Source organism: Flagellimonas amoyensis (assembly GCF_003058265.1).
Classification (GTDB): Bacteria; Bacteroidota; Bacteroidia; order Flavobacteriales; family Flavobacteriaceae; genus Flagellimonas; species Flagellimonas amoyensis.
This window is the reverse complement of sequence record NZ_QBUK01000001.1, coordinates 259,179-284,165: the sequence shown is the minus strand read 5'-3', so window position 1 is coordinate 284,165 and position 24,987 is coordinate 259,179. Positions and strand designations below refer to the sequence as shown.

The window sequence follows — 24,987 nt, the reverse complement described above, 5'->3', positions numbered from 1 at the left end:
AATGCCCCTGCGTATATAAGGGTATGCACCCTAAATCCAAAAAAAGGTTTACGTTCAAGATCATCTCCAGTTATGTGGTCCTTGGGGTATTGGCCGTGCTTGCTTCCTTTTTTATCTACAGTGAGTTCAAGACCTATGTCTCTGCCAAGAGCAAAGAGGATGATAATGCCAAATTACTGAAAACCAATAGACTGCTCACTGATCTGTACGAAGCCGAAAACCTTTCCAAGTTGGCGCTCCAGACCAAAAAACCGGACGACCTTCAGGCCTATGCGCAGAAAGTGGATTCCATCAATACCATCATAGACTCCCTCAAACCGCTTTCCAATTCGGATCCAGATGCCCCTATTTCTCAATTGGACAGTGTGCAAGAGCTATTGAAACAAAAGGTATTCAACAGTGCCGAGCTACGCAAGTTGAGGGTACAGAACGAAAACAGGACCTCCTACGATTCCGTGCTGGACGCTTTCCATAAAATGGAAGTGGGCATGGGGCGGATCACCCCAGAGACTTTTGCGCCCAACTTTAAACAGTTGCCTGCATCCACACAAAATTCCATTCGGGAATATGTGGCCCTTCTCAATAAAAACATTCCCAGTTCCAAGGGGGATGTTGATGCGAACAACATCGACTCCATCCTCCAATTGTCCAAGTCCATATTGAACAGGGCCAAAATGGAAACAGCTTCCATTGAGCGTTCCATGATCCAAAAAGAGCTACAGATTTATAGGACCGATCTTGAGCTTTCCCAAAAAATACGGAACATTATCGCTGGCTTTGAGGAAGAAATGGCCCAAAATGCCTATTTCGACAGCCTGAACCAGGAACAGGCATTGGAAAGGACCACCCGATTGGCCGGAGGCGCCATTTTATTGGGACTGATCATCGTTATTTTCTTTACTTTTTTGATTTCCAGGGACTTTTGGAAAGTCCAACGCTATCGGGAGCAACTGGAAAAAGAGAAAAAATATTCTGAATTCCTGTTGAAGAGCAGGGAACAATTGATCTCTACCGTGAGCCACGACCTGAGGACACCCTTGAACACCATCAGCGGATATTCCGAATTGATGGAGCACAGCGGATTGAACAGCAAACAACTGAACTATCTGAAAAATGTGAGGTCCGCATCAGGTTATGTGGAAAACTTGGTGAACGATCTTCTGGACTATTCAAAATTGGAAGCGGGAAGAGTGAACCTTGAACGGGTGCCTTTCATCCTTTCCAACCTTATCCAGGAAACTTCATTGCATTTTAGGGAAGTGAATTCCAAAAAGGAGGTGGAACTCCAATTGGAGATTGATGAAAATCTGGAAAAACCGATTGTGAGCGACCCGTTCCGTCTACGGCAGATATTGACCAACCTTGTGGGCAATGCTTTTAAATTCACCCAAAAAGGCCATGTGAAAATAAGTGCGCTCTTGGAGGAAAAAGGGGATAAACAGTGGGTCAGGATCAGGGTAAAGGATACGGGAATCGGCATACCTGCTGAAAAACAAGAGTTGATATTCCAAGAATTTGCCCAAGCCACTGATTCCACCGAAAAAAAATATGGTGGCTATGGACTGGGGCTTACCATTTCAAAAAAGCTGACCGAACTCCTCAACGGAACAATATATTTGGAAAGCCATGAGAACGAAGGAAGTACGTTTACCATCCGGATTCCTGTAGCGTTGGGCGAAATGCCCATTGAGGAGAACCTCCCACATGAAAAAACTCTTGAAGGACCCCTTACCCTATGCGCAATCGATGATGATGCCAATATGCTGAAACTCTTGGAGGACATTTGTCAGGTCCATGCAATTGACATAAAGACCTATACCAATTTCAAGGAAATTGAAGAAGTGGAGAACATTTCATGTGATGTTGTGCTTACCGATATACAGATGCCCGGAATCGATGGTTTTTCCGTCCTGAAAAAACTGCGGGAGTTGGGCTATGAAAATCCGGTGATCGCGATGACGGGGCAACAAATCACGGACAAGTCCATCTACACCGGGGCAGGCTTTACAGATGTGCTGCAAAAGCCATTTTCCAATACCTCCTTCCTGGACATTTTGGGCAAGGTAGGCCATTCAATCAATGGGACAGGCGCAGCGACCACTTCCGTTCCCGGTTCGCAATCGACACATTTCAGCGTCAATAATATAGCCCCATTTCTGGACAGCCCGCAGGCCGTGCTGGAAGTCCTGGAAGTCTTTTTGGAAAACACGGAAAAAAACATGGAACTGCTCTTTTCACATGTTGGGAGTACTAATTTTTCGGAAATCCGTGCCATTTCACACAAAATGTTGCCCATGTTCAGGCAATTGGAGGTACATAAGGCCATCCCTTTGCTGGAAGAACTGGAACATCTTTCCGATGATGCGAAAGCGAAAAGAGTATTCGGGACATTGACACAACTTCAAAAAGTGGTCCACCACCTGAATGCTGCCATCAAGGATTATCTGATCAGACTTCCAGTTGATATTGATTGATCTTGTTGTAAAGGGTCTTGCGGGTTATCTGTAGTAATTTGGCTGCCTTGCTCTTGTTGAAATTGGTCTGTTTCAGAGCGTCCAAAATCCTTTCCTTTTCATATTCGGACTTGGAAAAGACGGGAGCATTGTTGCCCTTGGTTCCATTGACGACCTCTTCGGCCAATGAACTGGACAGTACGGTGTCGCCCTCTGTAAACAGGACGGCCCGCTTGATCATGTTCTTCATCTCCCTGAGGTTTCCCGGCCATGGATAGTCCATCAAAATCTGTTTGGCCTCCTCTGAAAAATCCAACACCTCTTTCTCCAAATCGGCATTGGCCCTATCCAAAAAATAATTGGCGAACAAAAGAATGTCCTCCCTTCTTTCACGCAATGAAGGAACCTCGATGGAAAATTCGTTCAACCGATGATAAAGGTCTTCCCTGAAACTGCCTTCCTCAACGGCTTCCAATAGGTTTTCGTTGGTAGCGGCAATGATCCGAAGATCCAGTTGGATCTCTTTGGTGCTCCCCACCCGTTTTATCTTTCGTTCCTGAATGGCCCGGAGCAGCTGCACTTGGTGTTCGTAGGACAGGTTGCCCACCTCATCCAAAAACAGGGTGCCGCCATTGGCCGCTTCAAAGTGGCCTTTTTTGTCCTCTATGGCCCCGGTGAAACTTCCCTTGACATGGCCAAAAAATTCACTGGTGGCAATTTCCTTTGGAATGGCGCCACAGTCTACCGCCACAAAGGGCTGTCCTTTTCTTTTGCTGGCATTGTGGATGGAATTGGCCGTGACTTCCTTGCCCGTACCGCTTTCCCCGGTCAACAGGACCGACATGTTGGTGGGCGCCACCAAATCTATGTATTGTTGGAGTTTTTTTGATCTTTCGCTTTCCCCGACCAAGAAGCTGCCCTGCTCCTGCTTTTTGGGGCTGGGTGCCGATTTCTTTGGAGTTTCTTCCTTGGTATGTGCCACATTCAAGGCGTTGTTGATCACCGATAGGATCTCTTCTGGGGTAAAGGGTTTTGAGATATAATCGAAAGCCCCTTTTTTCATGGCATTGACCGCGGTCTTTACCTCTGCATAACCCGTCATCAAGATGACCTGGGTAGTGGGCGATTCCTTCTTGACCTGGGGGAGCAACGTGACCCCGTTCCCTTTGGGAAGCCGTACATCCGATAAGATAATATCAAAAGTGGAAGTGCTGATCTGTTCTTCCGCTTCCTTGATGGAGTAGCTTGTGGAAACGGCAAAACCGTGCTTTGTCAAAAACTTTTGCAGCATTTGACAGAAAGCCGTGTCGTCCTCAATGATCAAGATTTTGGGCATATCTCAGTTGTCTAATATACGATACCACCGTTTGATCACATGCTGGGCAACCTATAAATTTATCACAAAAAAGAAGGGGCCGCTCTCGCGGCCCCTCACTAACCAAACCAACTAACCTAACGTGGTTTCGAAAACTATGATCTACATCTCAATCCAGTTCCCTTCAGCATCGGCATATACTGATCCAGAAGTACCATCTTCAAGGGTAAGGTCCAATTTGTATTGGTCCTGATCGTTTTTATATGCCTTGGCAACTTTGGCAGTGGGGTAATCCTTTGCCACAGCTGCTGTTACTGCTTCAGGGACATCAGAAACACTGATTTCTTCAAAGTCTTGCGCTACAACAACAGTTGTTTCGTCCATATTCAATTCTGTGGTTCCAACATTGGCCATAGCTGTAAGTCCTACAAATGATAGTGCGGTTGCGAAAATTAATTTTTTCATGGTATAAGATTTTAAATGTTATTAATTAAACTTGCTTATCTATATGAAAAACTAGTGCCAATTCTGGAAGTAATCTTGAATTTGACTTAAATCACTGTATATTAAACAGTTATATTTTGTGCCATTTTTGAAGGACTGTGTAAAACTGTGTAATGGGCGGGACAAGCTGTATAGTTTTTACACAAGAAAGGCCGCCGAAGCAGCCTTTCCATTGCGCCAAAATCATAATCCCAAGGAAAAAGACTATGAATGAGATTGGCTGAGATGAACAATACATGGTTAGTGTCTACATAGCATCGTCCTGGTTCTTTCGCTCATTGTTCTTTTTTTTATTCTTCACATAAGAATATATAATGTACATGGCAATCCCGAGGGAGACCAAGTTGAGAAGCAATACTATCTTTAAAAACATCTTTTTTCATTCACATTTGCAGTTTCCGTGCCAAGGTTAAAAGAAAGCCGTACAGAATGCACGGCCCTCTAACCAAATCAACCAACCTAAATCCTTACAATCCAGAAGGACCGAGAATTACTTTACCTTGAGAAGGACATTGTCATCCCAATAGGTCGTACACTTTTTTGACACCTTTTATCGGTACTGGTCACACCAATGGGCAAAAAAAATCCGCCATCTCAAGTGATGGCGGACATACTGTTTTGTTTATGTGTGGTTTAGGCTTGGTGTGTGGGCTTCAAAAGATCGTTCACGGTCTTCACTGGATTAAAGGTCACCAACGGAACCTCCACAAAGATGGTGTTCCAGAATGCCATACCCCCATTCCACAGCCCGGGCAATTCCAAGGCCTTGAGTTCTTTTCCTTCCATGGTCTTGCCTGTGATGAAGCCTTGCTTCTCATCCACAAAATGTAAGAGGTCATACTTTTCCCCTTTATAATTTCGCACTCCGCACACCAGATCCACAGGATTGAAGTGGGTCGAATTCTTAAGAATTCCTGCTTGTTCAGGATTGTCCAAGTCTATTTGGGCGGATTCTATGATCTGAAGTGAAACGTTCCCTTGGGAGTCCTGGATCCAAAATGGGCCACCACCGGGTTCCCCTTCATTCTTGACCATGCCACATATCCGAATGGGCCTGTTTATGCTGTTTTTCAGCACGGTTTGTTGTTGGCTCACATCCAATTCATCATAATCGTTGGGCATGCGCACATTGAGGCTCTTCTCTAAAAACGCCTTTATTTCGTCCGCTTTTTCCACGGAAACATTTCCCTTGTCCAACAGTTCTGCATAGGCAAATGCTTTGTCCTGGACCTTTTTGAGTGCCCCGGCCAACATTTTCTTGCTATTGGCCACTTCCTCCAAATTCTTGTCGATCACCACATTATCAATATTCTTGATGAAGATGATGTCTGCATCTTGGTCGTTCAGGTTTTCGATGAGGGCGCCATGTCCCCCTGGCCTGAAGAGGAGCGATCCATCCCCATTTTTGAAAGGTTTGTTCTCCATGTCCACCGCAATGGTGTCCGTTGATGGTTTCTGGTTGGAGTATGAAATTTCAAACTGGGTATTGGTGCTTTTCGAGATTTTCGGGGCCACCTTGGCCTCTTCTGCCTTGAACATTTCATCATGCTGTTCCGAGACCGTAAAATGGAGATGGGCCTTCCCGTCCGTTTTCGCATAGAGGGCCGCTTCCTTCAAGTGTTCCTCAAAAGGGGTGGCACTGCCAGTTGCATAGCTGTGGAAAGGCAAAAGTCCCTTTGGATAAAATCCGTAATCAAGACCTTCCTCTACCAACATTTCCTTGGCAAAAAGATAGACTTCTTCATCCTTGCTGCCTGCTTTTCCCTTGATTCTTTCCATAATCTTGTCATAGAAAGGAAACTTGTTCATTTGTGCGGCAAAAACCTGCACGTCCTTGTCCTTTGTTCTATCCACATAGTCCGAGAGGCTTTCCTTGGAAGGATCGTAGGCATCCAAAAAATTGAACATGGCCTTGAACATCCGTGAAGCGGCACCCGAAGCGGGAACGAACTTCAACAGGTCCAGATGGCCCCTGTGGTCTTCAAAATACTGGATAAGCTCTTTCTGTTCCTTATCGGAAAACCTCAAGATCCCGTTCCCTACCACTGCGGCCTTTGTGAGTTGCACAAATGGGATCCCTTCTGCAAAGGTGTTGATCTGACGGATGACTTTTTCTTTTGAAATTCCTTTGGAATCCAATTGTTCCAAGTCTTTCGGACTTAATTCTATCATGTTTTGGAGAAGTTTGTCAATATACTTTATGGCCGTTGAGAGCCGTGTTGCCTTATCTCCTCTTAAGGTAATAAAATTTCGGTCATATTTTTCCAATGATTCCTTGAAATACGAAAACATTCGTTCGCGCTCGTCCGGTTTGTCCCGAAGGTCGTCGGCCACCCAAGGGGTGTCGATGTAGGTCAACAAATAAAGGTCGTAGGTGTTCTTGAGGGCATATTCCTCCAAAAGGGGATCGCAGGTGCCAGTATAGTAGGTTTCGGAATAGACCTTGGTCTCCAAAAGATCGGTATCGCAGATCAGGACCTTATGGGCCGTTGTTGCCAATTGGTTTTCCAGGCGCATCTGTCCATAGGCAATGGGCAATAGATCCTTGGGCTCACAGGTCTTTTGTTCCCTGTCCCACTTTTCCTGAAGGTATTCGCGGGCATATTCGGGCACCCATTCGGTGCGGTAATGTTCGGCCAGTTGTTCGGCCAATGTGGTCTTTCCTGTGGATTCCGGTCCAAAAAGGACTACTTTGATGAGGTTTGAGGGCTCTTGCCCAAGTGTTTCTTCCATGTTAGATATCCCTGTATGGACAATACGGTAAAGATGAGGTACTGCAATGAGAACATGCCCCATCCTCTATGAGCGTACAAAGGTACGGTTATTAAATCTCCTATGATCCATAGGGTCCAGCTTTCCAATTTTTTGTTGGCCATGTACCACATTGCCGTAAAAAAGATTCCCGAGGTGACGATGTCCACATAATTGCTCGCCTTTATCTCTGCCCCGAATAGCACGTATACCGCGTAGGTGACCAGCATGGTGAGGACAAAAAGGCCAAGACCCACCCATTTTTCCTTTGTGTCGGTTCTAGTGATGAGCACCACCGGATCCCTGTTCTCCTTTCGTCGGGCCCAGTTCCACCAGCCATAAATGCTCATGATGGAGAAATAGAAGTTCAGCATCATATCTCCAAAAAGACTGTCCACGAAAAAGATGTAACTGGTGATGGCAGTGCCCACCAAACCTGTGGGATAGACCATAATGTCTTCCTTCTTGGCATAGATCACACTGGCTATTCCAAAGAAAAAAGCGGTGGCTTCCAGAATAATGAGTGAAAACTCCCTATCCTCGTACGGGCCTAGGAAGAAATCAAAAATGGGATTCATAACCGCTACTGTCGGATTTTACCATTTTCATGGGAACATTTTTCAGGCGCAAAACTACTAAAAGTTATGGTCAACCGCCCATCATTTTAAGGGCATATACACAGGTGAACCCTTCAAATTCAAAAAACTCGACCTCGTATTGTGATTTTTTGCCCTTGTATAGAATTTCGGCCACGGTGCGCGAATCATCAAACGTAAAATCCATGACATTAATATGTCTTAAAAAGCTAAGGCCCTGCTGCGCGTATATTTTATAGAGGGATTCCTTCGCACCCCACACGATGGTCAGTTTTCGGATAATGGCCTCCGCATTGGCCAAGGTCTTGTACTCCTCAATGGGCGTGAACTTGTGGGCAATGTTCAGGATCTTGTCCCGCTGCATCTCTATGTCGATACCCACCTCATCGCTCTCGCTCACGATGATCCCTGTAAAATTATGGGAATGGGTGATGGAAATATAGTTTCCATCTTTGAGATGGGGCTTGCCAAAATCATCGTAATAAAGGTCGCCGTCCTTGTATCCGGCCTCTGCCATAAGGTGCCTTATGCTCAAGAATGCCCTGCGGTGTGCCTCGGATTTCATGCCGTCCATCCGGTTCTGGCAGTGCGAAGTGAGCTCCACATTCCTAGATAGCTGGGACTCAGGTTCGGTGACCTTCCAGAGATATACCTTGGTGGTGGGTGAAACTGTTATGGTTTTGTAAATGGGCATGACCAAAAGTTAAGCGAATTTGTATCTTTGTCGCACTAATAAAGCGAAGCTACAAAAGTAAATATACATAAAGTATGAGCACAAAGACAATTCCATACATACCCTATAAGGTAAAGGATATCTCCCTTGCAAGTTGGGGAAGAAAAGAGATTGAGCTTGCCGAAGCGGAAATGCCAGGACTTATGGCCTTACGGGAGGAATACGGGAACCAGCAACCCTTGAAAGGCGCCCGAATTGCCGGTTGCCTGCACATGACCATCCAAACAGCGGTCCTTATTGAGACCTTGGTGGCCCTTGGTGCCGAAGTAACCTGGAGCTCCTGTAACATATTTTCCACTCAGGACCATGCCGCTGCCGCCATTGCCGCAGCAGGTGTTCCCGTGTATGCCTGGAAAGGAATGAACGCCGAGGAATTTGATTGGTGCATTGAGCAGACCCTTTTCTTTGGAGAGGACAGAAAACCCCTGAACATGATCTTGGACGATGGGGGCGACCTTACCAATATGGTCTTGGACAAATATCCAGAATTGGCCCCAGGTGTCAAGGGACTTTCCGAAGAGACCACCACAGGGGTGCACCGTTTGTACGAACGAGTGAAGAAGGGAACTTTGCCCATGCCCGCCATCAACGTGAACGATTCCGTGACCAAATCCAAGTTCGACAACAAATATGGCTGCCGTGAAAGTGCTGTGGATGCCATCCGCAGGGCCACGGACACCATGTTGGCCGGAAAACGCGTAGTGGTTGCCGGTTATGGCGATGTTGGCAAAGGTACCGCAGCCTCTTTCCGAGGAGCGGGATCTATTGTAACCGTTACCGAAATAGACCCCATCTGTGCCCTACAGGCCTGTATGGACGGCTATGAGGTGAAAAAATTGGAGACCGTTGTCTCCAATGCCGATATTGTGATCACCACGACCGGAAACAAGGACATTATCCGCGAAGAGCACTTTAGGTCCATGAAGGACAAGGCCATTGTCTGCAACATTGGACATTTTGACAATGAGATCGACATGGCTTGGTTGAACGGCGCCTATGGCGATACCAAGGATGAGATAAAACCACAGGTGGACAAATACACCATCAATGGCAAGGACATCATCATTTTGGCCGAGGGCCGATTGGTCAACTTGGGTTGTGCCACGGGACACCCCAGTTTTGTGATGAGCAACTCGTTCACCAACCAGACCTTAGCACAGATAGAGCTTTGGAACCACAGTGACAAGTATGAGAACGACGTGTACATGCTTCCAAAGCACTTGGACGAAAAAGTGGCCAAACTGCATTTGGCGCGTTTGGGTGCCGAGCTCACCGAACTCAAGGAAGATCAGGCCGAATATATCGGCGTGACTGTTGACGGTCCTTTCAAACCGGATTATTACAGGTATTAAAAACACTACAAGCATAAACAAAAAAACCCCAAGGCAAGCCTTGGGGTTTTTTATTTGCAATTATTTTTGGGTCAGTCTGCCAAAAGACCTTGCTCGTAGTAGCAGGTCTTGTTTTCTTTCAACAAAGCCAAACCTTCTTCCCTTGTATCCATTGGGTCGATTTTGATCTGCTCTCCATTGGGCATATAAACAATGTAAAATCCTTCTTCAAAAGAGGAAAGTTTGATGATCTCCCCATTTGGACGAACGGCGTTCCATGATTTTTCGTCCGGCTTGTACACCAAATCTATTTTCTTTCCTTTCTTGGGGCCCTCCACCACGGTCACTTGGATTCGGTTCTGGGTGGCCACCATTTTGTAGGTGTTACCATCACGTTCCACCATTTGGGTTTCGGATTCCCCTGGCTTCATGGCGATGGGATTGGATCCCGACCAGAACTCGATCACGTTGAAAATCAAAGCATCGCCCAAAAAGAACAGTCCATAGACAGGGACAATGTTCAGTCCCCAAAAAATCAGGTTGTCCAAAAATTTACTGTCGGTCAATCCCTGGTTCCAATCCTTTAGGTTATTGAACGCTTTAAACGAGCCCAAACAACTGGTAAACAGAATAGAGCAGGCCAACAATGAAGAAATAACGGCTTTTTTCATGATATAAGAATTATGGTTAATGGTCTTAAAGCTACGAAAAGATCTACTTGGAACCATTCCAGATTCAATGCCCTCATCAACATTTTTTCCAATTTAAGTATTGGAAAAGCCTCTTTCAATTCTATAGTGATGATTACCTTTACCTATAAAACAGGTAGGTATGGATACGCATTGGTACCAAATAGAAAATGTGGAAACAGTGGATTCCCCCTCAATTGTTCTGTACTTGGAACATCTAAAGTACAATGTGGACCGAATGGTTTCCCTTACCAATGGCCACCTTGAGCGATTGATGCCCCACATCAAGACCAACAAGATGCCCAAGGTGATGCAATTTTTAGTGGAGTCAGGCATTTCCAAGTTCAAGGCCTCCACCATTGCCGAAGCGGAAATGGCCGCCGAGGCCGGTGCATCCTCCATACTGATCGCCCATCAATTGGTAGGACCCAAAGTGGATCGTTTCATCCATTTGGCCAAGCATTTTCCCGATACGGAATTTTCAAGCTTGATCGACAATATCGACAGTGCGGAACTGTTGAACCAAAAAGCCTTGGAACAGGAGCTTATCGTCAATATCCATATCGATATCAACAATGGCATGGACCGTTCGGGAATCAAGATCGGGACGGAGCTGGATGTGCTGTTGGATTATTTGAAAATCTGCAAAAACCTATCTTTCAAAGGGCTGCATGCATACGATGGGCACCTCAGGGATACTGACTTTTCTGTCCGGAACGAAAAGATAGAGGCGGACATAAAAGATGTGGAAACCTATTTTGAAGCTCTAAAGGAAAGTTATCCCCAGGCCCATTTGATCTGTGGTGGTACGCCTTCGTTCACTTCACACGTCCTGCAGGAAAAAAGGATCACCAGCCCGGGTACCTGCGTGCTCTGGGATTGGGGGTATGGCGAAAAATTGACGGAACAGGAGTTTAAATATGCCGCACTTCTGGTCACCCGTATCATTTCCAAACCCGCCGAGGGAATTATCACCGTGGATATGGGCCACAAATCCGTGGCTTCAGAAAACCCGATCGACAAACGCATAAAATTCCTGAACCTTGATTCCTATGAACTGGTTTCACAAAGTGAAGAACATGGGGTAATCAAGGTTCAGGACTGGGACAACTGGAAAGTTGGGGACGTTCTCTACGGAGTTCCCTACCACATTTGCCCCACCATCAATCTCCATGATGAAGTATCGGTGATCCAAAACGGTAGAAAAATGGATACTTGGGAAATCACTGCACGAAAACGAAAGCTTCGTTTTTAGGCATCAATCCAAATCCAGTACCTTTCCCAAATCGTAAAAATAGAAGTCCTTCGCATCGTTCATAGCAGCAAAGAGTCCATTTGGAAAGGTATCGTTCAAGGGCACCGTGACCACATCGCAACCATCGGTCTCGGTCGTGGATAGGTTCACCGCCTTGATAAAGCTGTTGTCCTTTCGGGAGAAAATGTTGAATTGCCCCCTTTGCTGATCGGAAACAATGATATAGCCCTCACCGTTCGGATATTTGGCGATGGCGATTCCTTCAATGTCCTCCAAAAACAGCTCGCCGCCAAAGCAGGCCAGTTCTTCGTTGCCCATGTTGGGTTCGGCATGATACTTTTTCACACATTCACCTTCGTCGGAATAATACACAAAGCCAAGCTCGTTGTCCACGGCAATGGCCTCGATTTCCTTTCCTCCGGTAAAGCTCCCGAACTTCCTTACCAAACGGGCAGAAACTCCTGTGCTGTCGGATTCCAATTTATATTGATAGAGGTAAGAACCGCTGGGGCCAATTTTTCGCCCTACAATGGCGTACATGGCCGAATCCTTTGGTGATTTGTACAGACTGATCCCCATGGCCAAACGCTGTTCCCTATCCGTTTCATCTTCAAAAACAGGGAAACCGCCACCATCCAATGGTTTCATATCCGGCACGGAAAACAATCGGATCTGCTGCTTTTCCCTTTCGGTAAAAGCAATGATGTCCACGGCAACGGAATCGTTCAACTGAAAACCGTATTCCACATCCGCATTATTGGGCCGTTGGATATCCGTTATTGATTTCTCCCTGATGATCTTTCCACTCAGGTCAAAGGCATAGACTCCCCCGTTGGTTTCCTTGTCGGTTCCAAAAACGATGCTCTTTGTGGCATCTTCTGGATGGATCCAAATGGCTGGATCATCGGTATCGTTGGGCGTTTTTTCGGTGATGATGTCCGGGGCGATGGCCGGCAACTTACTTCCCTGCTGCTTGCAGGAAAGCACGGCTAATAGCACACAAAATGAGATATATCTTTTGATCATAATGAATTCTTTTGCATTTTTTCAGGTCGATGAGCATCAGGAATTATTTGGTTTTACCCTTGAGAATTCCTGACGCTGATCAATCTGACTTAGTTTGTTTTCTAAATTTAGGTATGTGCCTTCCTATTTTTTGAAAAGGTCGTACTTCAATCCAAAAGTAAAGCGGATATCATAGAACTCGGCTTGCTGGGTCCTTTCCTTTACGCCTTGGAAATAACGTAATGGCTGGTTGGTGATGTTGTTGACATCGGCATAAAGCCTTAGGTTCTTGTTGATGGCATAACTAGCATTGAAATCCAGAAAGAACTGGGTATCATAATACCTATCTTCAAAGGCGTTGCCCCCGATCTCATCAATATAGGAATCGGAGAAGTTGGCGGACAACCTTGCACTGAACCTTTTATCGGCATAACCCAAAGACCCATTGAACATATTGGGTGCAGTGTTGGGCAGGTCCAGATCGGTTCGCTCGTCACCATCCTCGTTGCGGATACCATCTGCACTTGAGCTCAAATAGGTATAGTTCAAGTAAATGCTAAAATTTCGGGCAAAACCGGGCAAGAAATCCAACTGTCGCTGGAATGAGACCTCCGCACCAAAAATAGAGGCCGCATCACCATTCAAAGGTTGGTACACATCATATCCCGTAGTGCCGGCACCAAAGGTGTCGTCGTCTGTCTGTGTGATGTAGGTATAGATGAAATCGTTGATCCTTTTATAAAAAACGCCTCCGGAGATGATCCCCACGCTTTCAAAATAGTGCTCGGCATTGAAGTCAAAGTTCATGGAAGTAGTAGGATCAAGCTCTGGGTTGCCCACAACGACTTCCCTGTCCTCATTGATTATCTCCGCCCTTGGGATCAGATCTACATAGTTTGGACGGGCCAAGGTATTGGTCCAAGCCAACCTCAAAACAGTATTGTTGTCCAAGTCATATTTAAAATGGATACCTGGCAAAAGGTTGGTATAGGAGTTTTCGTCCGATACCTGTTCCACTTCAATTCCTTCCTCTATTCCGGCATCTTCGTCCTCTTCAATGTAGGTCACCCTATTGCCTTCGGTCTCCAATTTGGTGTTCTCCATTCGAAGACCTGCCAATATGCTCAATTTATCGGACACTTTTTGGTTGATCATGGCATAAGCGGCCCAAACGTTTTCCTTTACCTCAAAATTGCCTGGAAGGTATTCGTCCGGAACGGCCTCCCCGTTGGCACTGTTCAGGTCCAAGGAACCCAACCACTCTTCACTGGCGAAGGTCCCAGCGCGGTACTTTTCCCCTGCCAAGAAATCTGGATTGGTATAGTCCTTGACCGGCATGTCGGCCAAAGTTGGGTACAGGTCCTCAAAATCGTATTCGAAGAAATCGTTGTTTCTTTCCTTGCTCTTAAAGCGTCCCCTTGCCCCAAACTTTATTGTACCTCCATTGCCTAAAAGATCTGCAGGCAATTCAAAATTGGCAAAGAAGTTCATATCCTCTTCCTCTGTGTACTGGTTCTCGTTGGTCAGTTCGTCAAATTCAAATGCTCCCAAATCGTTGAAATCACTGGCATTGGCAGCCGTCATGATCGGATATCTTGGATAGCTGTTGTCATTGTTGACGATGTATTCAGTGGCATAGACCGCATATCTTTCGTTCAAACGCTCCTCGGATGCCTTGGCATAGGATCCCATCCAGTCAAATTTTAGGCTGCCGAACAAGTGGTTCCCACCCAAAGTATAGTTCTGCATGCGCTGGTCTTCCAACCTACGGTTTTGGTTGCGCCCTCCGGCGATACCTCCCTTGGTCTCCCGGACCACCTCGGCCGGAAATCTCGTGGGCACCCCATTGGCAATGGTAAAATCTCCCGCTTCAATATCCTCTCCGTCCAACATCTCCTGGGTCAAGGCAAACCGGTTTTCGCGGTCGTCCCTCCAGTTGTACATGGTCTTCAGGAAAATATTGTTGTCCGCATTGATCTGGTAATCAAAATTGGCGGCAAAACTGCGCCTTACCCGTTGCACCAAATAGGTGCGTTGCTCGGTAACATTGGTATAGGGGTCCACGGCCACTTCTTCCAAAATGGGCTCGCCCTCTTCGTCCTCTACGCCTGTGTTGTATTCAAATTCATCGGTCCATTCGGCCTCGATGTTGTGTGATCCGAAATCATTATCGTTGATGGTGGCCGAGACCATCCATCCAAATTTTCCATCTTTGGTACGGTCTCCTACCAACAATGATCCGTTCCAAATACCTTTATCGGTAATAAAATTGACCCCAGAACCAGCGGTCGCCGAAAGCCTGAATCCTTGTGGTGCAGTTCTGGTGACCAAGTTCACAGATCCACCCAAGGCATCTGCATCCATATCGGGGGTAACGGCCTTGTTCACTTCAATGGTCTGGATCATGTCAGAAGGGATCAAATCCATTTGGATGTTCCTGTTGTCCGCTTCCGCAGATGGGATCCTGCTCCCATTCAGGGTCACGGAGTTCAATTGTGGGGATAGACCCCGTACGATAATGTTCCTGGCTTCCCCTTGGTCCACCTGCATGGTGATTCCGGGAATTCGCTTGACGGCATCTCCAATGTTCGCATCGGGAAATTTCCCAATTTGGTCAGTGGACACCACATTGGTAATGTTCAGGTTTGTTCTTTGTGTGTTCAGTGCCTTTGCCTGGCCGCTGAGCCCGTAGGCACTTACTTGTACTTCATCAAGTTCCACATTGGTCGGGTTCAGGACTATGCCCACAGAAGCGGTCTGTCCGGCCGTGACAGAAACTTGCTGCTCCACATCTGCATAACCCATATAGGTAATGGTCAGGGTATGGTCGCCAGCAGGAATACCCACCAAGGTAAACCTTCCATCAAAATCCGTTATCCCTCCTTTGGAAATGGACTTGATATACACGTTTGCCCCTGGCACATATATACCATTTTCATCGGTAATGGTGCCTTGTATATTTCCTGTTTGGGCCTGTGCATAAGCGAGGCCAAACAGTGAAAAGAGCGTTACAAAAATTAGTTTTTTAAGGTTCATCAGTTTCATTTTGGTTTGAATTATAATGCACTCCAAAACTATGTATATCAGATGATTATGATTTAAATTAAAGGGAAACAAAAAGGAAACAAAAGTGAAAAAGGGCAGAAACAACAAGGCAACAATTACAGTTATTTTACATTGGGCTAACGTTTTCCAAAGAAGCGTTGAAAAATGGGGTCAGAGATCGATCATAAAATTTACCAACTCCTCTTTTTGGTCGATGGGCAACTTTTTTCTTAACCTGTGACGCGCTACACGAACACTGTCCGGGGTGACCCTCAAAATGGAGGCAATTTCCTTGGAGGAAAGGTTCAACCGCAACAACATTCCCAAACGAAGCTCTGCAGGCGACAGGCTATTTTCGGATAAGGACGAAAGTTTTTTGATGAACTCAGGGTGGATCTCTTTGAAAAAGACCATAAACTCGTCCCATTCCTGCTCTTGCTGTAGGTTAAAATCGATTTCTTTCACCAGTTCCTTGATCTTCCGCGAGGTATCCATGTTTTTTCGGGCGGCAATGTTCCTGAGCGTATTAGCCAGATCCAGCAAGATCTTGTTCTTCTGGGACAAATGGAGGCTGTATCGGGACAGGGAGGCTGCTTTCAACTGGACTTCATCCTGCAGGTTCTTCTCCTCGATCGCCTTTTTCTCCAATTCCGCCTTCAACATTCGCTGCTTGTATTCCTGGATCTTTAGCTTGGCTTTTCTTTTTCTTCCCAAAAAATTGTACCCAATCGTCAGAATGGCAACAATGGCGAACAGGGCCACCCACAAGAGATTTTGGTTGGCAACGCTGACCTTGTTCTGTTCCTTGAGCAGTTGGATCTCTGCCTCTTTTTTATTGGTCTCGTATATGGTCTGGAGCACATTGAGCTGGTCCGTGTTCTGTGATCGCAGCATGGCACTGTTGAATTCCTCCGCCTGAAGGAGATGGGCATGCGCCTTTTCGTAGTCCCCCATCAGGGCATAGGTTTTGGACAGGTCTTTGTGGGCACTTTCCAATTGATGGAGATCGTTCAGCTCCTTGGCCGCCGCCAAGGCCCTCCCTGTTTTCTCCAATGCAGAGGGGTAATCGGCTGTTTTTCTGAAAACATCCCCCAGGTTATTGAGCACATTGACCTCCTCGGCTTTTCCCGAACCTTTTAGGTATTCGTAGGCCCGAGCGAAGAATTTATGGGCCAGATCAAATTTCTCCAGATCTTCATAAATGCTACCAATGTTTTCATTGGTCATGGCCACACCATGTTGATCTCCCAACTTTTCAAACAAGGAAAGGCTTTCCTCTTGGTCTTTCAAGGCCTCCTCATACTCTCCCTGTTTTTCATGGCTTGCCCCAAGCAGCCCCAATGAGATGGCAAGGCCCTTGGCATCATTTAATTGTATCGATGATTTTCGGGTTTCTTCAAAATGCTGCTCCGCCAGTTCAAAATTATTGAGTGACAGGTATACCTTTCCGATATTGTTGTTCAGGACGATGAAAAGTTCATCGTTGAAACCAGTTCCCAATTCTTCCAAGGCCTTGTTATATTCTGCCATGGCCTCGGTATACAATCCGAAGGAATGATAGTATTCTCCCAACTGCAGATGGGCCTCTGCTATTTTTATGGGAACATCTGGATGTTTTCTGGATGCTTCGAGCTGTTCTTGAAGGGCAAAAAAAGTGACGTCCGGCCTTCCTTCATTGGCAACCGATGGAGGGGTATGTTGGGCGTGACCTAACGAATGGCCCAGAAAACAGAGCACCACCACATAAACAATCCGAAGTGCCTTTCTCATTGACGCGTTTTGATACAAGCTATCAAGAACGCCAATGATTCTCACCAAAACATCAACTTTAGGTTATGAAACCATTAAAAAAATCCACAAAAAAAGGCCCTCTGCTTATGCAAAGGGCCTTTTCATTTATAGGATTATTCCTTATGCTTGGAATGGCTCAATGGAAACATAAGATTTTCCACTTGCCTTTTTCTCAAACTTAACGACACCGTCCACCTTGGCGTGCAAAGTGTGGTCTTTACCTGCGTATACGTTGTCTCCAGGATTGTGCTTGGTACCACGTTGTCTAACAATGATGTTACCAGCAACAGCTGCCTGGCCACCAAAAATCTTAACGCCCAAGCGTTTCGATTCTGATTCCCTACCGTTTTTTGAACTACCTACACCTTTCTTGTGAGCCATGATATATAAATTTTAGTTCTTTTCTTATTTGCTTAATGCTTCGATCAACTCGGCTTTCTTCATGGAAGAGTAACCAGTAATGTCCTTGTCCTTGGCCAAATCTCTCAATTCGGCAACAGTTTTGGAGTTTAGGTCCTCAGTTGCCTTTGGAGCTTCTTTTTTTGGAGCCTCAGCTTTTTTCTCAGCTGCTTTTGGTGCTTCAGCTGGTTTTTCATCAGCTTTGGCCTTGGCAGGAGCCGCTTTCTTGGCACCTTTGGCCACGATTCCTTCAACCACGATTTCGGTCAAATATTGTCTGTGACCGTTTTTCTTTTGGTAACCTTTACGTCTTTTCTTTTTGAAAACGATCACCTTGTCACCTTTTAGGTGCTTAACGATTTTGGCCTCTACAGCCGCTCCTTCTATGACTGGGGCGCCAATGGTTACGTCACCTCCGTCTTCCAAAAGAAGGACTTTGTCAAAAGTGACTTTTTCGCCTTCTTCTTCCTGCAAACGGTGAACGTACACTTTCTGGTCTTTTGCAACTTTGAATTGCTGCCCTGCCATCTCTACAATTGCGTACATAATACGTTGATTAGATTAAAATTACTTCGCTTTATCAAAATAAGCGGGTGCAAATATACTGCTAAATCCTTAATCCACAAGTATTATTCCCCTATTTGCCCATTATTTTTTGGAGTTGTTGGAGGTTTTGAAGAGCTGCATAAAGGAAAGGGTCAGCACAAGGGAGGTGGCAAATCCCATAATGGCGACCGTAAAGAAAACGATTCCTTCAAAATTTTTATAGTCCTTGGACCAAACCGTGGAAAGTTCCTCCAGAAATCCACCGTCCAGTTCCGTGGCGTAGAGGGCAAAAAAAATGGTGAACAACAGGGTGGCAATGAAGCCGGTGGTAACCCCTGCAGTGAACCCATTCCCGTAGCTGAATCCCTTGCCCTGGCGGAGTTTGGTATATTTTATGGTCTCATAGATTCCAAAACCTGTGATGACCCCGTTAAAAAGACTATAGAACACATTGGTGTGCTTTCCGATGAGGGAAAGTATCAGGAAATAGGCAATCAATACAGCACTGGTAACAATTCCAAAACGGATGGGAAGGGTCATTTTTTTCATCACGTGGCTTTTTATGAATGTGATGTTTAAATTACTGAATGTTTGTGAATTATGCCACTATTTATTCCAAAAGGGTTTCATGCCCATCCCTGCCTTCCAATATTTGTGCTATATTTAATGTAACATCCATCAAAAAACCAATACCAACCTCTGTACTGATCTATCACTATAAAATGAAAACTTTATGAGAAAACATTTGCTTTCAGCATTTTCCATGCTATTTGCAAGCTCCCTCCTTTTCGCACAGGAAGTGGTTTTTGAAGAGTATGACCTGGACAATGGACTCCATGTGATCCTGCATCAGGACAACTCGGCACCTGTGGTCACCACCTCGGTCATGTACCATGTGGGATCCAAGGACGAAGATCCACAAAAAACAGGCTTTGCGCATTTCTTTGAACACCTGTTGTTCGAGGGCACCAAAAACATTGAGCGCGGGGAATGGGACAAGATTGTTTCTGCCAATGGAGGCAGCGGCAATGCCAATACGTTTCTGGACCGGACCTATTATTATGAAACCTTTCCGTCCAACAGCTTGGAGGTCGGCCTATGGCTGGAATCCGAAAGGTTGATGCACCCCATCATCGGACAGGTAGGGGTGGACACCCAAAAAGAGGTGGTGCAGGAAGAACGAAGGTTGCGTGTGGACAATTCTCCTTACGGCGCATTTTTTGAAGAGCTCCTCAAAAACCTTTACTCCAAGCATCCGTACCGTTGGGGCGTTATCGGTTCCTTGGACCACTTGGCCAGTGCTACTTTGGATGACTTTAAAAAGTTCAACAAAACCTATTATGTGCCCAACAATGCCGTGCTGGTCATTGCAGGGGATTTTGATACCGCAAAGACCAAAAAGATGGTCGCCGATTATTTTGGACCCATTCCCAAAGGTGCTGATATCATAAGGACAGATGCCAAGGAAGAACCCATCACCCAAACCATATATGCGTCCTATCAAGACCCGAACATCCAGATTCCGGCCATTCTTCTGGCCTACCGGACACCGGGACAGGGACAACGCGATGCCTATGTGATCAACATGATCTCCACCTACCTGAGCGACGGGGAAAGCTCCAAACTCTATAAAAAACTGGTGGATGAGAAAAAAATGGCCCTGCAGATCCTTTCCGTACCCATCGACGCGGAGGACTATAGCTCCTACATTGTGGGAGGGCTTCCCGTGGGGGACAACTCCATCCAAGAGATCAAAAAGGAAATCGATGAGGAAATCCTGAAACTGCAGATGGAATTGATTTCCGAAAAGGATTACCAAAAACTCCAGAACAAGTTCGAGAACCAATTTGTGAACGCCAACAGCAGTGTTGAGGGCATTGCCAACTCCTTGGCCGAAAACTATATGCTGAAGGACAACACGAACCTCATCAACACAGAAATTGATATTTATAGGTCCATCACCCGTGAAGAGATCATGGAAGTGGCCAAAAAATATCTGAAAGTGAACCAACGTGTGGAACTGGAATATCTACCTGAACAAAAAGCAGCCAATTAAGATGAAAAGATATATTGTACTTACTGTGCTGTCCCTTTTGATGACAGCATCCTACGCACAGATAGACCGGAGCAAACAACCCAAACCAGGGCCCGCTCCAGAGATCAATTTAAAGGAACCCGCCCGTTTTGAGCTGAGCAATGGCCTGAAGGTATTGGTGGTGGAAAACCATAAACTGCCAAGGGTGCGCATGCAATTGTCCATCGACAATCCCCCCATTTTGGAAGGGAACAAGGCAGGGGTTTCGGACCTCACCTCCAGCATGCTCGGCAAGGGATCCAAGAACATTTCCAAGGACGATTTTTACGAGGAGGTGGACTTTTTGGGCGCCAGTGTGTATGTGGGCGACCAGAGTGCCTTTGCAAGCTCCCTCTCCAAATATTTCCCAAGGATATTGGAGTTGTTGGCCGATGCTTCCCTCAACCCCAACTTTACCCAAGAGGAGTTTGAAAAGGAAAAAGAAAAACTCCTAACCGGCCTAAAGTCTGAGGAAAAAGACGTTTCTGCCATTTCCGACAGGGTACAACTGGCACTGGCCTATGGAAAAAACCATCCCTTTGGTGAAATCACTACGGAGGAGACCGTGAACAACGTGACCTTGACAGATGTAGAACAGTTTTACAGGTCGTACTTTGTTCCGGCCAATGCCTATTTGGTAGTGATCGGCGATGTGGATTTTGACAATGTCAAAGAATTGGTGACCCAATATTTCACCCCTTGGACCAAGGCGGTGCCACCATCTTTTGCCTATTCCGACCCTACCGATGCCCAATACACGCAGATCAATTTTGTGGATGTGCCCAACGCGGTGCAATCCGAAGTGGCCGTGCAGAACATCACCCATCTGAAAATGAAGGACGATGATTATCTGGATGCGCTCTTGGCCAACCGTATTTTGGGCGGGGGATCCCAAGCCCGTTTGTTCAAGAACCTAAGGGAGGACAAGGGCTATACCTACGGCTCCTATTCCGGTGTTCGGGACAACAAGTACAGCCCCATGCGCTTTAGCGCATATGCACAGGTGCGCAACGCCGTTACCGATAGCTCCGTGGTCCAGATCCTTCAGGAAATAGACAAAATTACATCAGAACCCGTTTCCCAAGAGGAACTGGACAATGCCAAGGCCATATACGCCGGCAGCTTTGTCATGGCTTTGGAAAGACCCGAGACCGTGGCCAACTATGCCCTGAACATCGAAACCGAAGGACTCCCCAAGGATTTCTACAAAACCTATCTGGAACGTCTCGATGCAGTGACCGTGGATGATGTACAGAAAGCAGCCCAAAAACACTTTTCCACCTCCAATGCCAGGGTAGTGGTCACGGGAAAAGGCAGTGACGTTCTCGAAAATTTGGAAAAAATTTCCTTTAAAGGAAAAACCGTTCCCGTGCTTTTCTATGACAAATATGCCACCAAAGCAGAAAAGCCCAACTACACTGCCGAAATACCTGAAGGTATGACGGTGGACTCCGTATTGGAAAAATATATAGAAGCCATTGGAGGAAAAAGCAAACTGGAAGGTGTGGAATCCTATTCCATGGTCGCAGAGGCAGAAATGCAGGGCATGAAATTGGAACTTGAAATGAAAAAAACCACCAAGGACCAGTTTCTACAGGATGTGAAGGTGATGGGCAACTCCATGCAAAAACAAGTGTTGGATGGCGACAAGGGATACATGGTCATCCAAGGGCAACGCAAGGACCTATCACCCGAGGAGGTGAACAGCATCAAGGAGGAAGCCGCTGCCTTCCCAGAACTGAACTATCTGGCCGCTGGCGACATTACTTTGGAAGGCATTGAATCCGTTGATGGCATGAAGGCCTACAAACTCAAGATCAGCGAGAAGAAAACTGCTTTTTACGATATGGAAACCGGCCTAAAGGTGCAGGAGGTGACCACTGAAGAGGCACAGGGACAGCAAATGACGAGCACTGTGGGCCTTGGTGACTATCAGGAAGTTTCCGGCATCATGTTCCCGTTCAAGATCACCCAGAGCATGGGACCACAAAGTTTTGAATTTCTGGTAAAGGAAATCAAGGTGAACGAAGGGGTCGATGCTGCCGATTTCAAATAAAAACAAACACGATCCTCATACAAAAGGGCACTTTTCAAGTGCCCTTTTTCTTTCCCTATTCTTCAATCCAAATAGCAGTTGCTTTAGAACAATGTGTTATTTTTGAAAAAACTTTACCATGAGAATATTCCTTTCAACACTTGCCTGCACCCTTTTGGTTTTCTTTTCTTCATGCAAAGAAGTGAAAAAAGCTCCCGAAGGGCCCTCCCAAATGGAACAGGTGATGGCCATCCATGACGAAGTGATGCCCAAAATGGGAAAACTGGGAAAACTGGTCGGGGAACTCAAAACCAAGGTGGACACTACCGCAGTGGGGCAAGAATATGAAACGGCCATGCGAGACCTACAGTCCGCCCACAAGTCCATGATGGACTGGATGAGGGATTTTGGCGACAGATTTGATTCCGATGAAATCCTGAACGGGAAGGAACTCAGCGAGCAAAAACAACTATGGCTGGACGAGGAAGAAGCCAAGGTAAAGGCCCTCAAGGAACAAATCAACGGAAGCATTGAAAGAGCCGAGGCCCTACTTACCGAGGAAAAAGGAGAAGAATGATCATTCTTTCCACCGCAAACTTTCCATGATATTGCGAATATCGTTCTGCAGGTACATCGCCGCAGGCAGAATGGAGTCGTAATTGGGTTTTGCATAGAAATACAGGGAACCCGTCACAAAATGATTAATGCTGTCCGTGACATAGAACTGCGACTGTGAGGCCGCATTCCCGGTCACTTCAAAAAACTTTCCATATACTTTTTCCTCCGGATGCAGATAATCCACGGGAGCAATCTGGTCGGCCTTGACCACATGTTCGTAGGTCAATTTTTCCGCATCGATCATCAACTCCCTGATATTGCCATCCACCTTTTTATAGGTAAGGAAAATGGCCCCTTTCATTTGAGGATAGTCCAAAACAAGCGAACAGTCTTTGTTCTCTTTGATGTTCGATGACATGTTCCGGCCAAAAATATAGGCACAGTCCACATCGGTTTCCACATATTCGGCAGTAGGATAATCCAACCGCAACATGGCCTTGGGCTTGGGCAGCACATCTTCCTTGCAGGCCATGGTAAGGAGCGATAGGGCCATGGAAACGAAAATCAATCTGCTATACTTCATGTGGCAAGGTTACTTTTATGCGTTTCAATCTTTTTTTGTCCATACTTTCCACAATGAACTGGTATTCCTTGAACAATACTTTTTCTCCCTGCTTGGGGAAACTGCCCGAAATTTCCAGTACAAACCCGGCTATGGTCTCCGATTCCCCTTTCTTGGACTCAAATTCCTCCTCGTTCTCAATTTTCACGACCCGATAAAAATCTTTCAACGTGGTTTTACCGTCAAATACATAATTGTGGTCATCCAATTTGGAGAAGACCAGGTCCTCATCGTCGAACTCATCGCTGATGTCCCCCACAATTTCCTCGATGATGTCCTCCAAGGTCACGATACCCGAGGTGCCGCCGTATTCGTCAACCACAACGGCCAAATGGTTCTTCTTGTCCTGGAACTCCAGCAACAGATCGTCCAATTTCTTGTTCTCCGGCACAAAATAGGGTTCCCGAATTAGGGACATCCAATTGAAGGTCTTCCTATCTATATAAGGTAATAGGTCCTTCACATAGAGCACGCCCAACACATTGTCCATATTCTCGGAAAAAACGGGAATCCTGGAATATCCATTCTTTTTGATCTCTTGGAGCACTTCGGGGAACTTCATTTTCTCGTTGACCGCAAAAATATCGATACGGGGCCGCATCACCTGCTTGGTATCCGTGTTGCCAAAACTGACGATGCCCTCCAATATCTTTTGTTCTTCCTTGGTGGTATCACCCTCGGAGGCGAGTTCCAATGCCTGGGACAGGTGGTCCACGCTCAGGCTCGATTTTTGTTTGCCCAGTTTGTCCTCCAAAAACAACGTGGCCGACCTCATCGGGGAGCTCAGGGGCGTAAAAAGAAAGCTAAGACCATTGATGGGCATGGCCATAAAATGGGAAAATTGCACACGGTTCCTATTCGCATATATCTTGGGAAGGATTTCCCCGAACATCAAGATCAGAAAGGTGGCCACGACCACTTCCAATAAAAAGCGAAGGGTTCCGTCAATCTCGGAAAAAAGGGTGTCTCCAATGGAACTGAACAACAATACGATACCTATATTGATGGCATTGTTGGTGATGAGAATGGTGGCCAATAGCTTTTTGGGCTTTTCCAACAACTTCACGATGAGTCTTTCACGGGAAGATCCATTTTCCTCCATTTCGTTCACATCGGTCTGCGACAGTCCAAAAAGTGCCACTTCGGCACCCGAAATCATGGCCGACCCGATCAGGAGCAATATAAGCACGATCACCTTGATAGTGAATAGGCCACTAAAAGCTGTAAAGAAAAAGACCAAACAATGGGGCTCGGGATCCAAATGGTGTTGCTTTAAACTTTGGTT

20 protein-coding genes are annotated in these 24,987 nt (G+C 46.1%); 6 read left to right on the top strand and 14 right to left on the bottom strand.

Translation table 11 applies throughout. The annotated features are described in order from the left end of the window. Nucleotides 1-23: 23 nt before the first annotated feature. Nucleotides 24-2,474, top strand: coding sequence for a hybrid sensor histidine kinase/response regulator (locus DB398_RS01170; protein ID WP_108422565.1), 2,451 nt, complete (start codon nt 24-26; stop codon nt 2,472-2,474). On the opposite strand, the gene DB398_RS01165 is transcribed toward DB398_RS01170, so the two are convergent. From DB398_RS01165 to DB398_RS01145, 5 genes are all read right to left on the bottom strand, one after another. After that, a complete protein-coding gene (locus DB398_RS01165; RefSeq protein WP_108422564.1) occupies nt 2,449-3,789 on the bottom strand; it encodes a sigma-54-dependent transcriptional regulator in 1,341 nt (446 codons plus the stop codon). The genes DB398_RS01170 and DB398_RS01165 overlap by 26 nt on opposite strands. 141 nt (nt 3,790-3,930) lie before the next feature. Then, the gene (locus DB398_RS01160) at nt 3,931-4,233 is read right to left on the bottom strand and encodes a hypothetical protein (protein ID WP_108422563.1); all 303 of its coding nucleotides are present in this window, start codon (nt 4,231-4,233) and stop codon (nt 3,931-3,933) included. 672 nt (nt 4,234-4,905) lie between these two features. Next, nucleotides 4,906-7,005: a DUF4301 family protein gene (locus tag DB398_RS01155; protein ID WP_108422562.1), complete on the bottom strand. Its 2,100-nt coding sequence runs from the start codon at nt 7,003-7,005 to the stop codon at nt 4,906-4,908. Continuing rightward, entirely contained in the window at nt 6,960-7,601 is a 642-nt protein-coding gene (pnuC, locus tag DB398_RS01150; RefSeq protein ID WP_108422561.1) for a nicotinamide riboside transporter PnuC, read from the bottom strand. Before pnuC ends, DB398_RS01155 begins: the two co-directional genes overlap by 46 nt. A gap of 70 nt (nt 7,602-7,671) precedes the next feature. Beyond that, entirely contained in the window at nt 7,672-8,313 is a 642-nt protein-coding gene (locus tag DB398_RS01145) for a 4'-phosphopantetheinyl transferase family protein (protein WP_108422560.1), read from the bottom strand. A gap of 74 nt (nt 8,314-8,387) precedes the next feature. Here DB398_RS01145 and ahcY point away from each other — a divergent pair, with 74 nt between their 5' ends. Beyond that, nucleotides 8,388-9,704: an adenosylhomocysteinase gene (ahcY, locus tag DB398_RS01140; RefSeq protein WP_108422559.1), complete on the top strand. Its 1,317-nt coding sequence runs from the start codon at nt 8,388-8,390 to the stop codon at nt 9,702-9,704. A 71-nt stretch (nt 9,705-9,775) separates the two neighbouring features. Here ahcY and DB398_RS01135 read toward each other — a convergent pair whose 3' ends face one another. Then, nucleotides 9,776-10,354, bottom strand: a complete 579-nt coding sequence (locus DB398_RS01135; RefSeq protein ID WP_108422558.1) for a DUF3332 domain-containing protein — start codon at nt 10,352-10,354, stop codon at nt 9,776-9,778. A gap of 160 nt (nt 10,355-10,514) precedes the next feature. Between DB398_RS01135 and DB398_RS01130 the strand changes: the two genes are divergently transcribed. Further along, the gene (locus tag DB398_RS01130; protein ID WP_108422557.1) at nt 10,515-11,627 is read left to right on the top strand and encodes an alanine racemase; all 1,113 of its coding nucleotides are present in this window, start codon (nt 10,515-10,517) and stop codon (nt 11,625-11,627) included. Nucleotides 11,628-11,630: 3 nt separating this feature from the next. Here DB398_RS01130 and DB398_RS01125 read toward each other — a convergent pair whose 3' ends face one another. From DB398_RS01125 to DB398_RS01100, 6 genes are all read right to left on the bottom strand, one after another. Further along, nucleotides 11,631-12,653, bottom strand: coding sequence for a phytase (locus DB398_RS01125; protein ID WP_108422556.1), 1,023 nt, complete (start codon nt 12,651-12,653; stop codon nt 11,631-11,633). A 123-nt stretch (nt 12,654-12,776) separates the two neighbouring features. Continuing rightward, nucleotides 12,777-15,677: a TonB-dependent receptor gene (locus DB398_RS01120; RefSeq protein WP_108422555.1), complete on the bottom strand. Its 2,901-nt coding sequence runs from the start codon at nt 15,675-15,677 to the stop codon at nt 12,777-12,779. Between the two features lie 171 nt (nt 15,678-15,848). Then, nucleotides 15,849-17,447 carry a tetratricopeptide repeat protein gene (locus tag DB398_RS01115; RefSeq protein WP_108422554.1) on the bottom strand — a complete coding sequence of 533 codons (1,599 nt, stop codon included), beginning with the start codon at nt 17,445-17,447 and terminating at the stop codon, nt 15,849-15,851. Nucleotides 17,448-17,588: 141 nt separating this feature from the next. After that, nucleotides 17,589-17,849, bottom strand: a complete 261-nt coding sequence (rpmA, locus tag DB398_RS01110) for a 50S ribosomal protein L27 (RefSeq protein ID WP_108422553.1) — start codon at nt 17,847-17,849, stop codon at nt 17,589-17,591. A 24-nt stretch (nt 17,850-17,873) separates the two neighbouring features. Continuing rightward, the gene (gene rplU, locus DB398_RS01105; protein ID WP_108422552.1) at nt 17,874-18,413 is read right to left on the bottom strand and encodes a 50S ribosomal protein L21; all 540 of its coding nucleotides are present in this window, start codon (nt 18,411-18,413) and stop codon (nt 17,874-17,876) included. A gap of 102 nt (nt 18,414-18,515) precedes the next feature. Then, the gene (locus tag DB398_RS01100) at nt 18,516-18,962 is read right to left on the bottom strand and encodes a DUF4199 domain-containing protein (RefSeq protein WP_108422551.1); all 447 of its coding nucleotides are present in this window, start codon (nt 18,960-18,962) and stop codon (nt 18,516-18,518) included. A 184-nt stretch (nt 18,963-19,146) separates the two neighbouring features. Here DB398_RS01100 and DB398_RS01095 point away from each other — a divergent pair, with 184 nt between their 5' ends. The 3 genes from DB398_RS01095 to DB398_RS01085 all read left to right on the top strand — a co-directional run bounded on the left by DB398_RS01095 (nt 19,147) and on the right by DB398_RS01085 (nt 23,099). Next, nucleotides 19,147-20,469 carry a M16 family metallopeptidase gene (locus DB398_RS01095; protein WP_108422550.1) on the top strand — a complete coding sequence of 441 codons (1,323 nt, stop codon included), beginning with the start codon at nt 19,147-19,149 and terminating at the stop codon, nt 20,467-20,469. A gap of 1 nt (nt 20,470) precedes the next feature. Continuing rightward, nucleotides 20,471-22,543 carry a M16 family metallopeptidase gene (locus tag DB398_RS01090; RefSeq protein WP_108422549.1) on the top strand — a complete coding sequence of 691 codons (2,073 nt, stop codon included), beginning with the start codon at nt 20,471-20,473 and terminating at the stop codon, nt 22,541-22,543. 118 nt (nt 22,544-22,661) lie between these two features. Further along, a complete protein-coding gene (locus DB398_RS01085) occupies nt 22,662-23,099 on the top strand; it encodes a hypothetical protein (protein WP_108422548.1) in 438 nt (145 codons plus the stop codon). Here the strand turns inward: DB398_RS01085 and gldD are convergent, their stop codons facing one another. Together gldD and DB398_RS01075 are read right to left on the bottom strand one after the other, a co-directional pair. Beyond that, nucleotides 23,100-23,663, bottom strand: coding sequence for a gliding motility lipoprotein GldD (gene gldD, locus DB398_RS01080; protein ID WP_108422547.1), 564 nt, complete (start codon nt 23,661-23,663; stop codon nt 23,100-23,102). It abuts the gene before it with no gap. Further along, nucleotides 23,653-24,963 carry a gliding motility-associated protein GldE gene (locus DB398_RS01075; RefSeq protein WP_108422546.1) on the bottom strand — a complete coding sequence of 437 codons (1,311 nt, stop codon included), beginning with the start codon at nt 24,961-24,963 and terminating at the stop codon, nt 23,653-23,655. Before DB398_RS01075 ends, gldD begins: the two co-directional genes overlap by 11 nt. Nucleotides 24,964-24,987 lie beyond the last annotated feature (24 nt).

What these genes read in the sequence shown, in the direction of transcription:
- DB398_RS01100 (WP_108422551.1), bottom strand. Translation starts at nt 18,962, where the DNA reads ATGAAAAAAATGACCCTTCCCATCCGTTTTGGAATTGTTACCAGTGCT.
- DB398_RS01170 (WP_108422565.1), top strand. Translation starts at nt 24, where the DNA reads ATGCACCCTAAATCCAAAAAAAGGTTTACGTTCAAGATCATCTCCAGT.
- DB398_RS01095 (WP_108422550.1), top strand. Translation starts at nt 19,147, where the DNA reads ATGAGAAAACATTTGCTTTCAGCATTTTCCATGCTATTTGCAAGCTCC.
- DB398_RS01085 (WP_108422548.1), top strand. Translation starts at nt 22,662, where the DNA reads ATGAGAATATTCCTTTCAACACTTGCCTGCACCCTTTTGGTTTTCTTT.
- DB398_RS01135 (WP_108422558.1), bottom strand. Translation starts at nt 10,354, where the DNA reads ATGAAAAAAGCCGTTATTTCTTCATTGTTGGCCTGCTCTATTCTGTTT.
- gldD (WP_108422547.1), bottom strand. Translation starts at nt 23,663, where the DNA reads ATGAAGTATAGCAGATTGATTTTCGTTTCCATGGCCCTATCGCTCCTT.
- DB398_RS01120 (WP_108422555.1), bottom strand. Translation starts at nt 15,677, where the DNA reads ATGAAACTGATGAACCTTAAAAAACTAATTTTTGTAACGCTCTTTTCA.
- ahcY (WP_108422559.1), top strand. Translation starts at nt 8,388, where the DNA reads ATGAGCACAAAGACAATTCCATACATACCCTATAAGGTAAAGGATATC.
- DB398_RS01090 (WP_108422549.1), top strand. Translation starts at nt 20,471, where the DNA reads ATGAAAAGATATATTGTACTTACTGTGCTGTCCCTTTTGATGACAGCA.
- DB398_RS01130 (WP_108422557.1), top strand. Translation starts at nt 10,515, where the DNA reads ATGGATACGCATTGGTACCAAATAGAAAATGTGGAAACAGTGGATTCC.
- DB398_RS01155 (WP_108422562.1), bottom strand. Translation starts at nt 7,005, where the DNA reads ATGGAAGAAACACTTGGGCAAGAGCCCTCAAACCTCATCAAAGTAGTC.
- pnuC (WP_108422561.1), bottom strand. Translation starts at nt 7,601, where the DNA reads ATGAATCCCATTTTTGATTTCTTCCTAGGCCCGTACGAGGATAGGGAG.
- DB398_RS01145 (WP_108422560.1), bottom strand. Translation starts at nt 8,313, where the DNA reads ATGCCCATTTACAAAACCATAACAGTTTCACCCACCACCAAGGTATAT.
- DB398_RS01160 (WP_108422563.1), bottom strand. Translation starts at nt 4,233, where the DNA reads ATGAAAAAATTAATTTTCGCAACCGCACTATCATTTGTAGGACTTACA.
- DB398_RS01115 (WP_108422554.1), bottom strand. Translation starts at nt 17,447, where the DNA reads ATGAGAAAGGCACTTCGGATTGTTTATGTGGTGGTGCTCTGTTTTCTG.
- DB398_RS01125 (WP_108422556.1), bottom strand. Translation starts at nt 12,653, where the DNA reads ATGATCAAAAGATATATCTCATTTTGTGTGCTATTAGCCGTGCTTTCC.
- rpmA (WP_108422553.1), bottom strand. Translation starts at nt 17,849, where the DNA reads ATGGCTCACAAGAAAGGTGTAGGTAGTTCAAAAAACGGTAGGGAATCA.
- rplU (WP_108422552.1), bottom strand. Translation starts at nt 18,413, where the DNA reads ATGTACGCAATTGTAGAGATGGCAGGGCAGCAATTCAAAGTTGCAAAA.
- DB398_RS01165 (WP_108422564.1), bottom strand. Translation starts at nt 3,789, where the DNA reads ATGCCCAAAATCTTGATCATTGAGGACGACACGGCTTTCTGTCAAATG.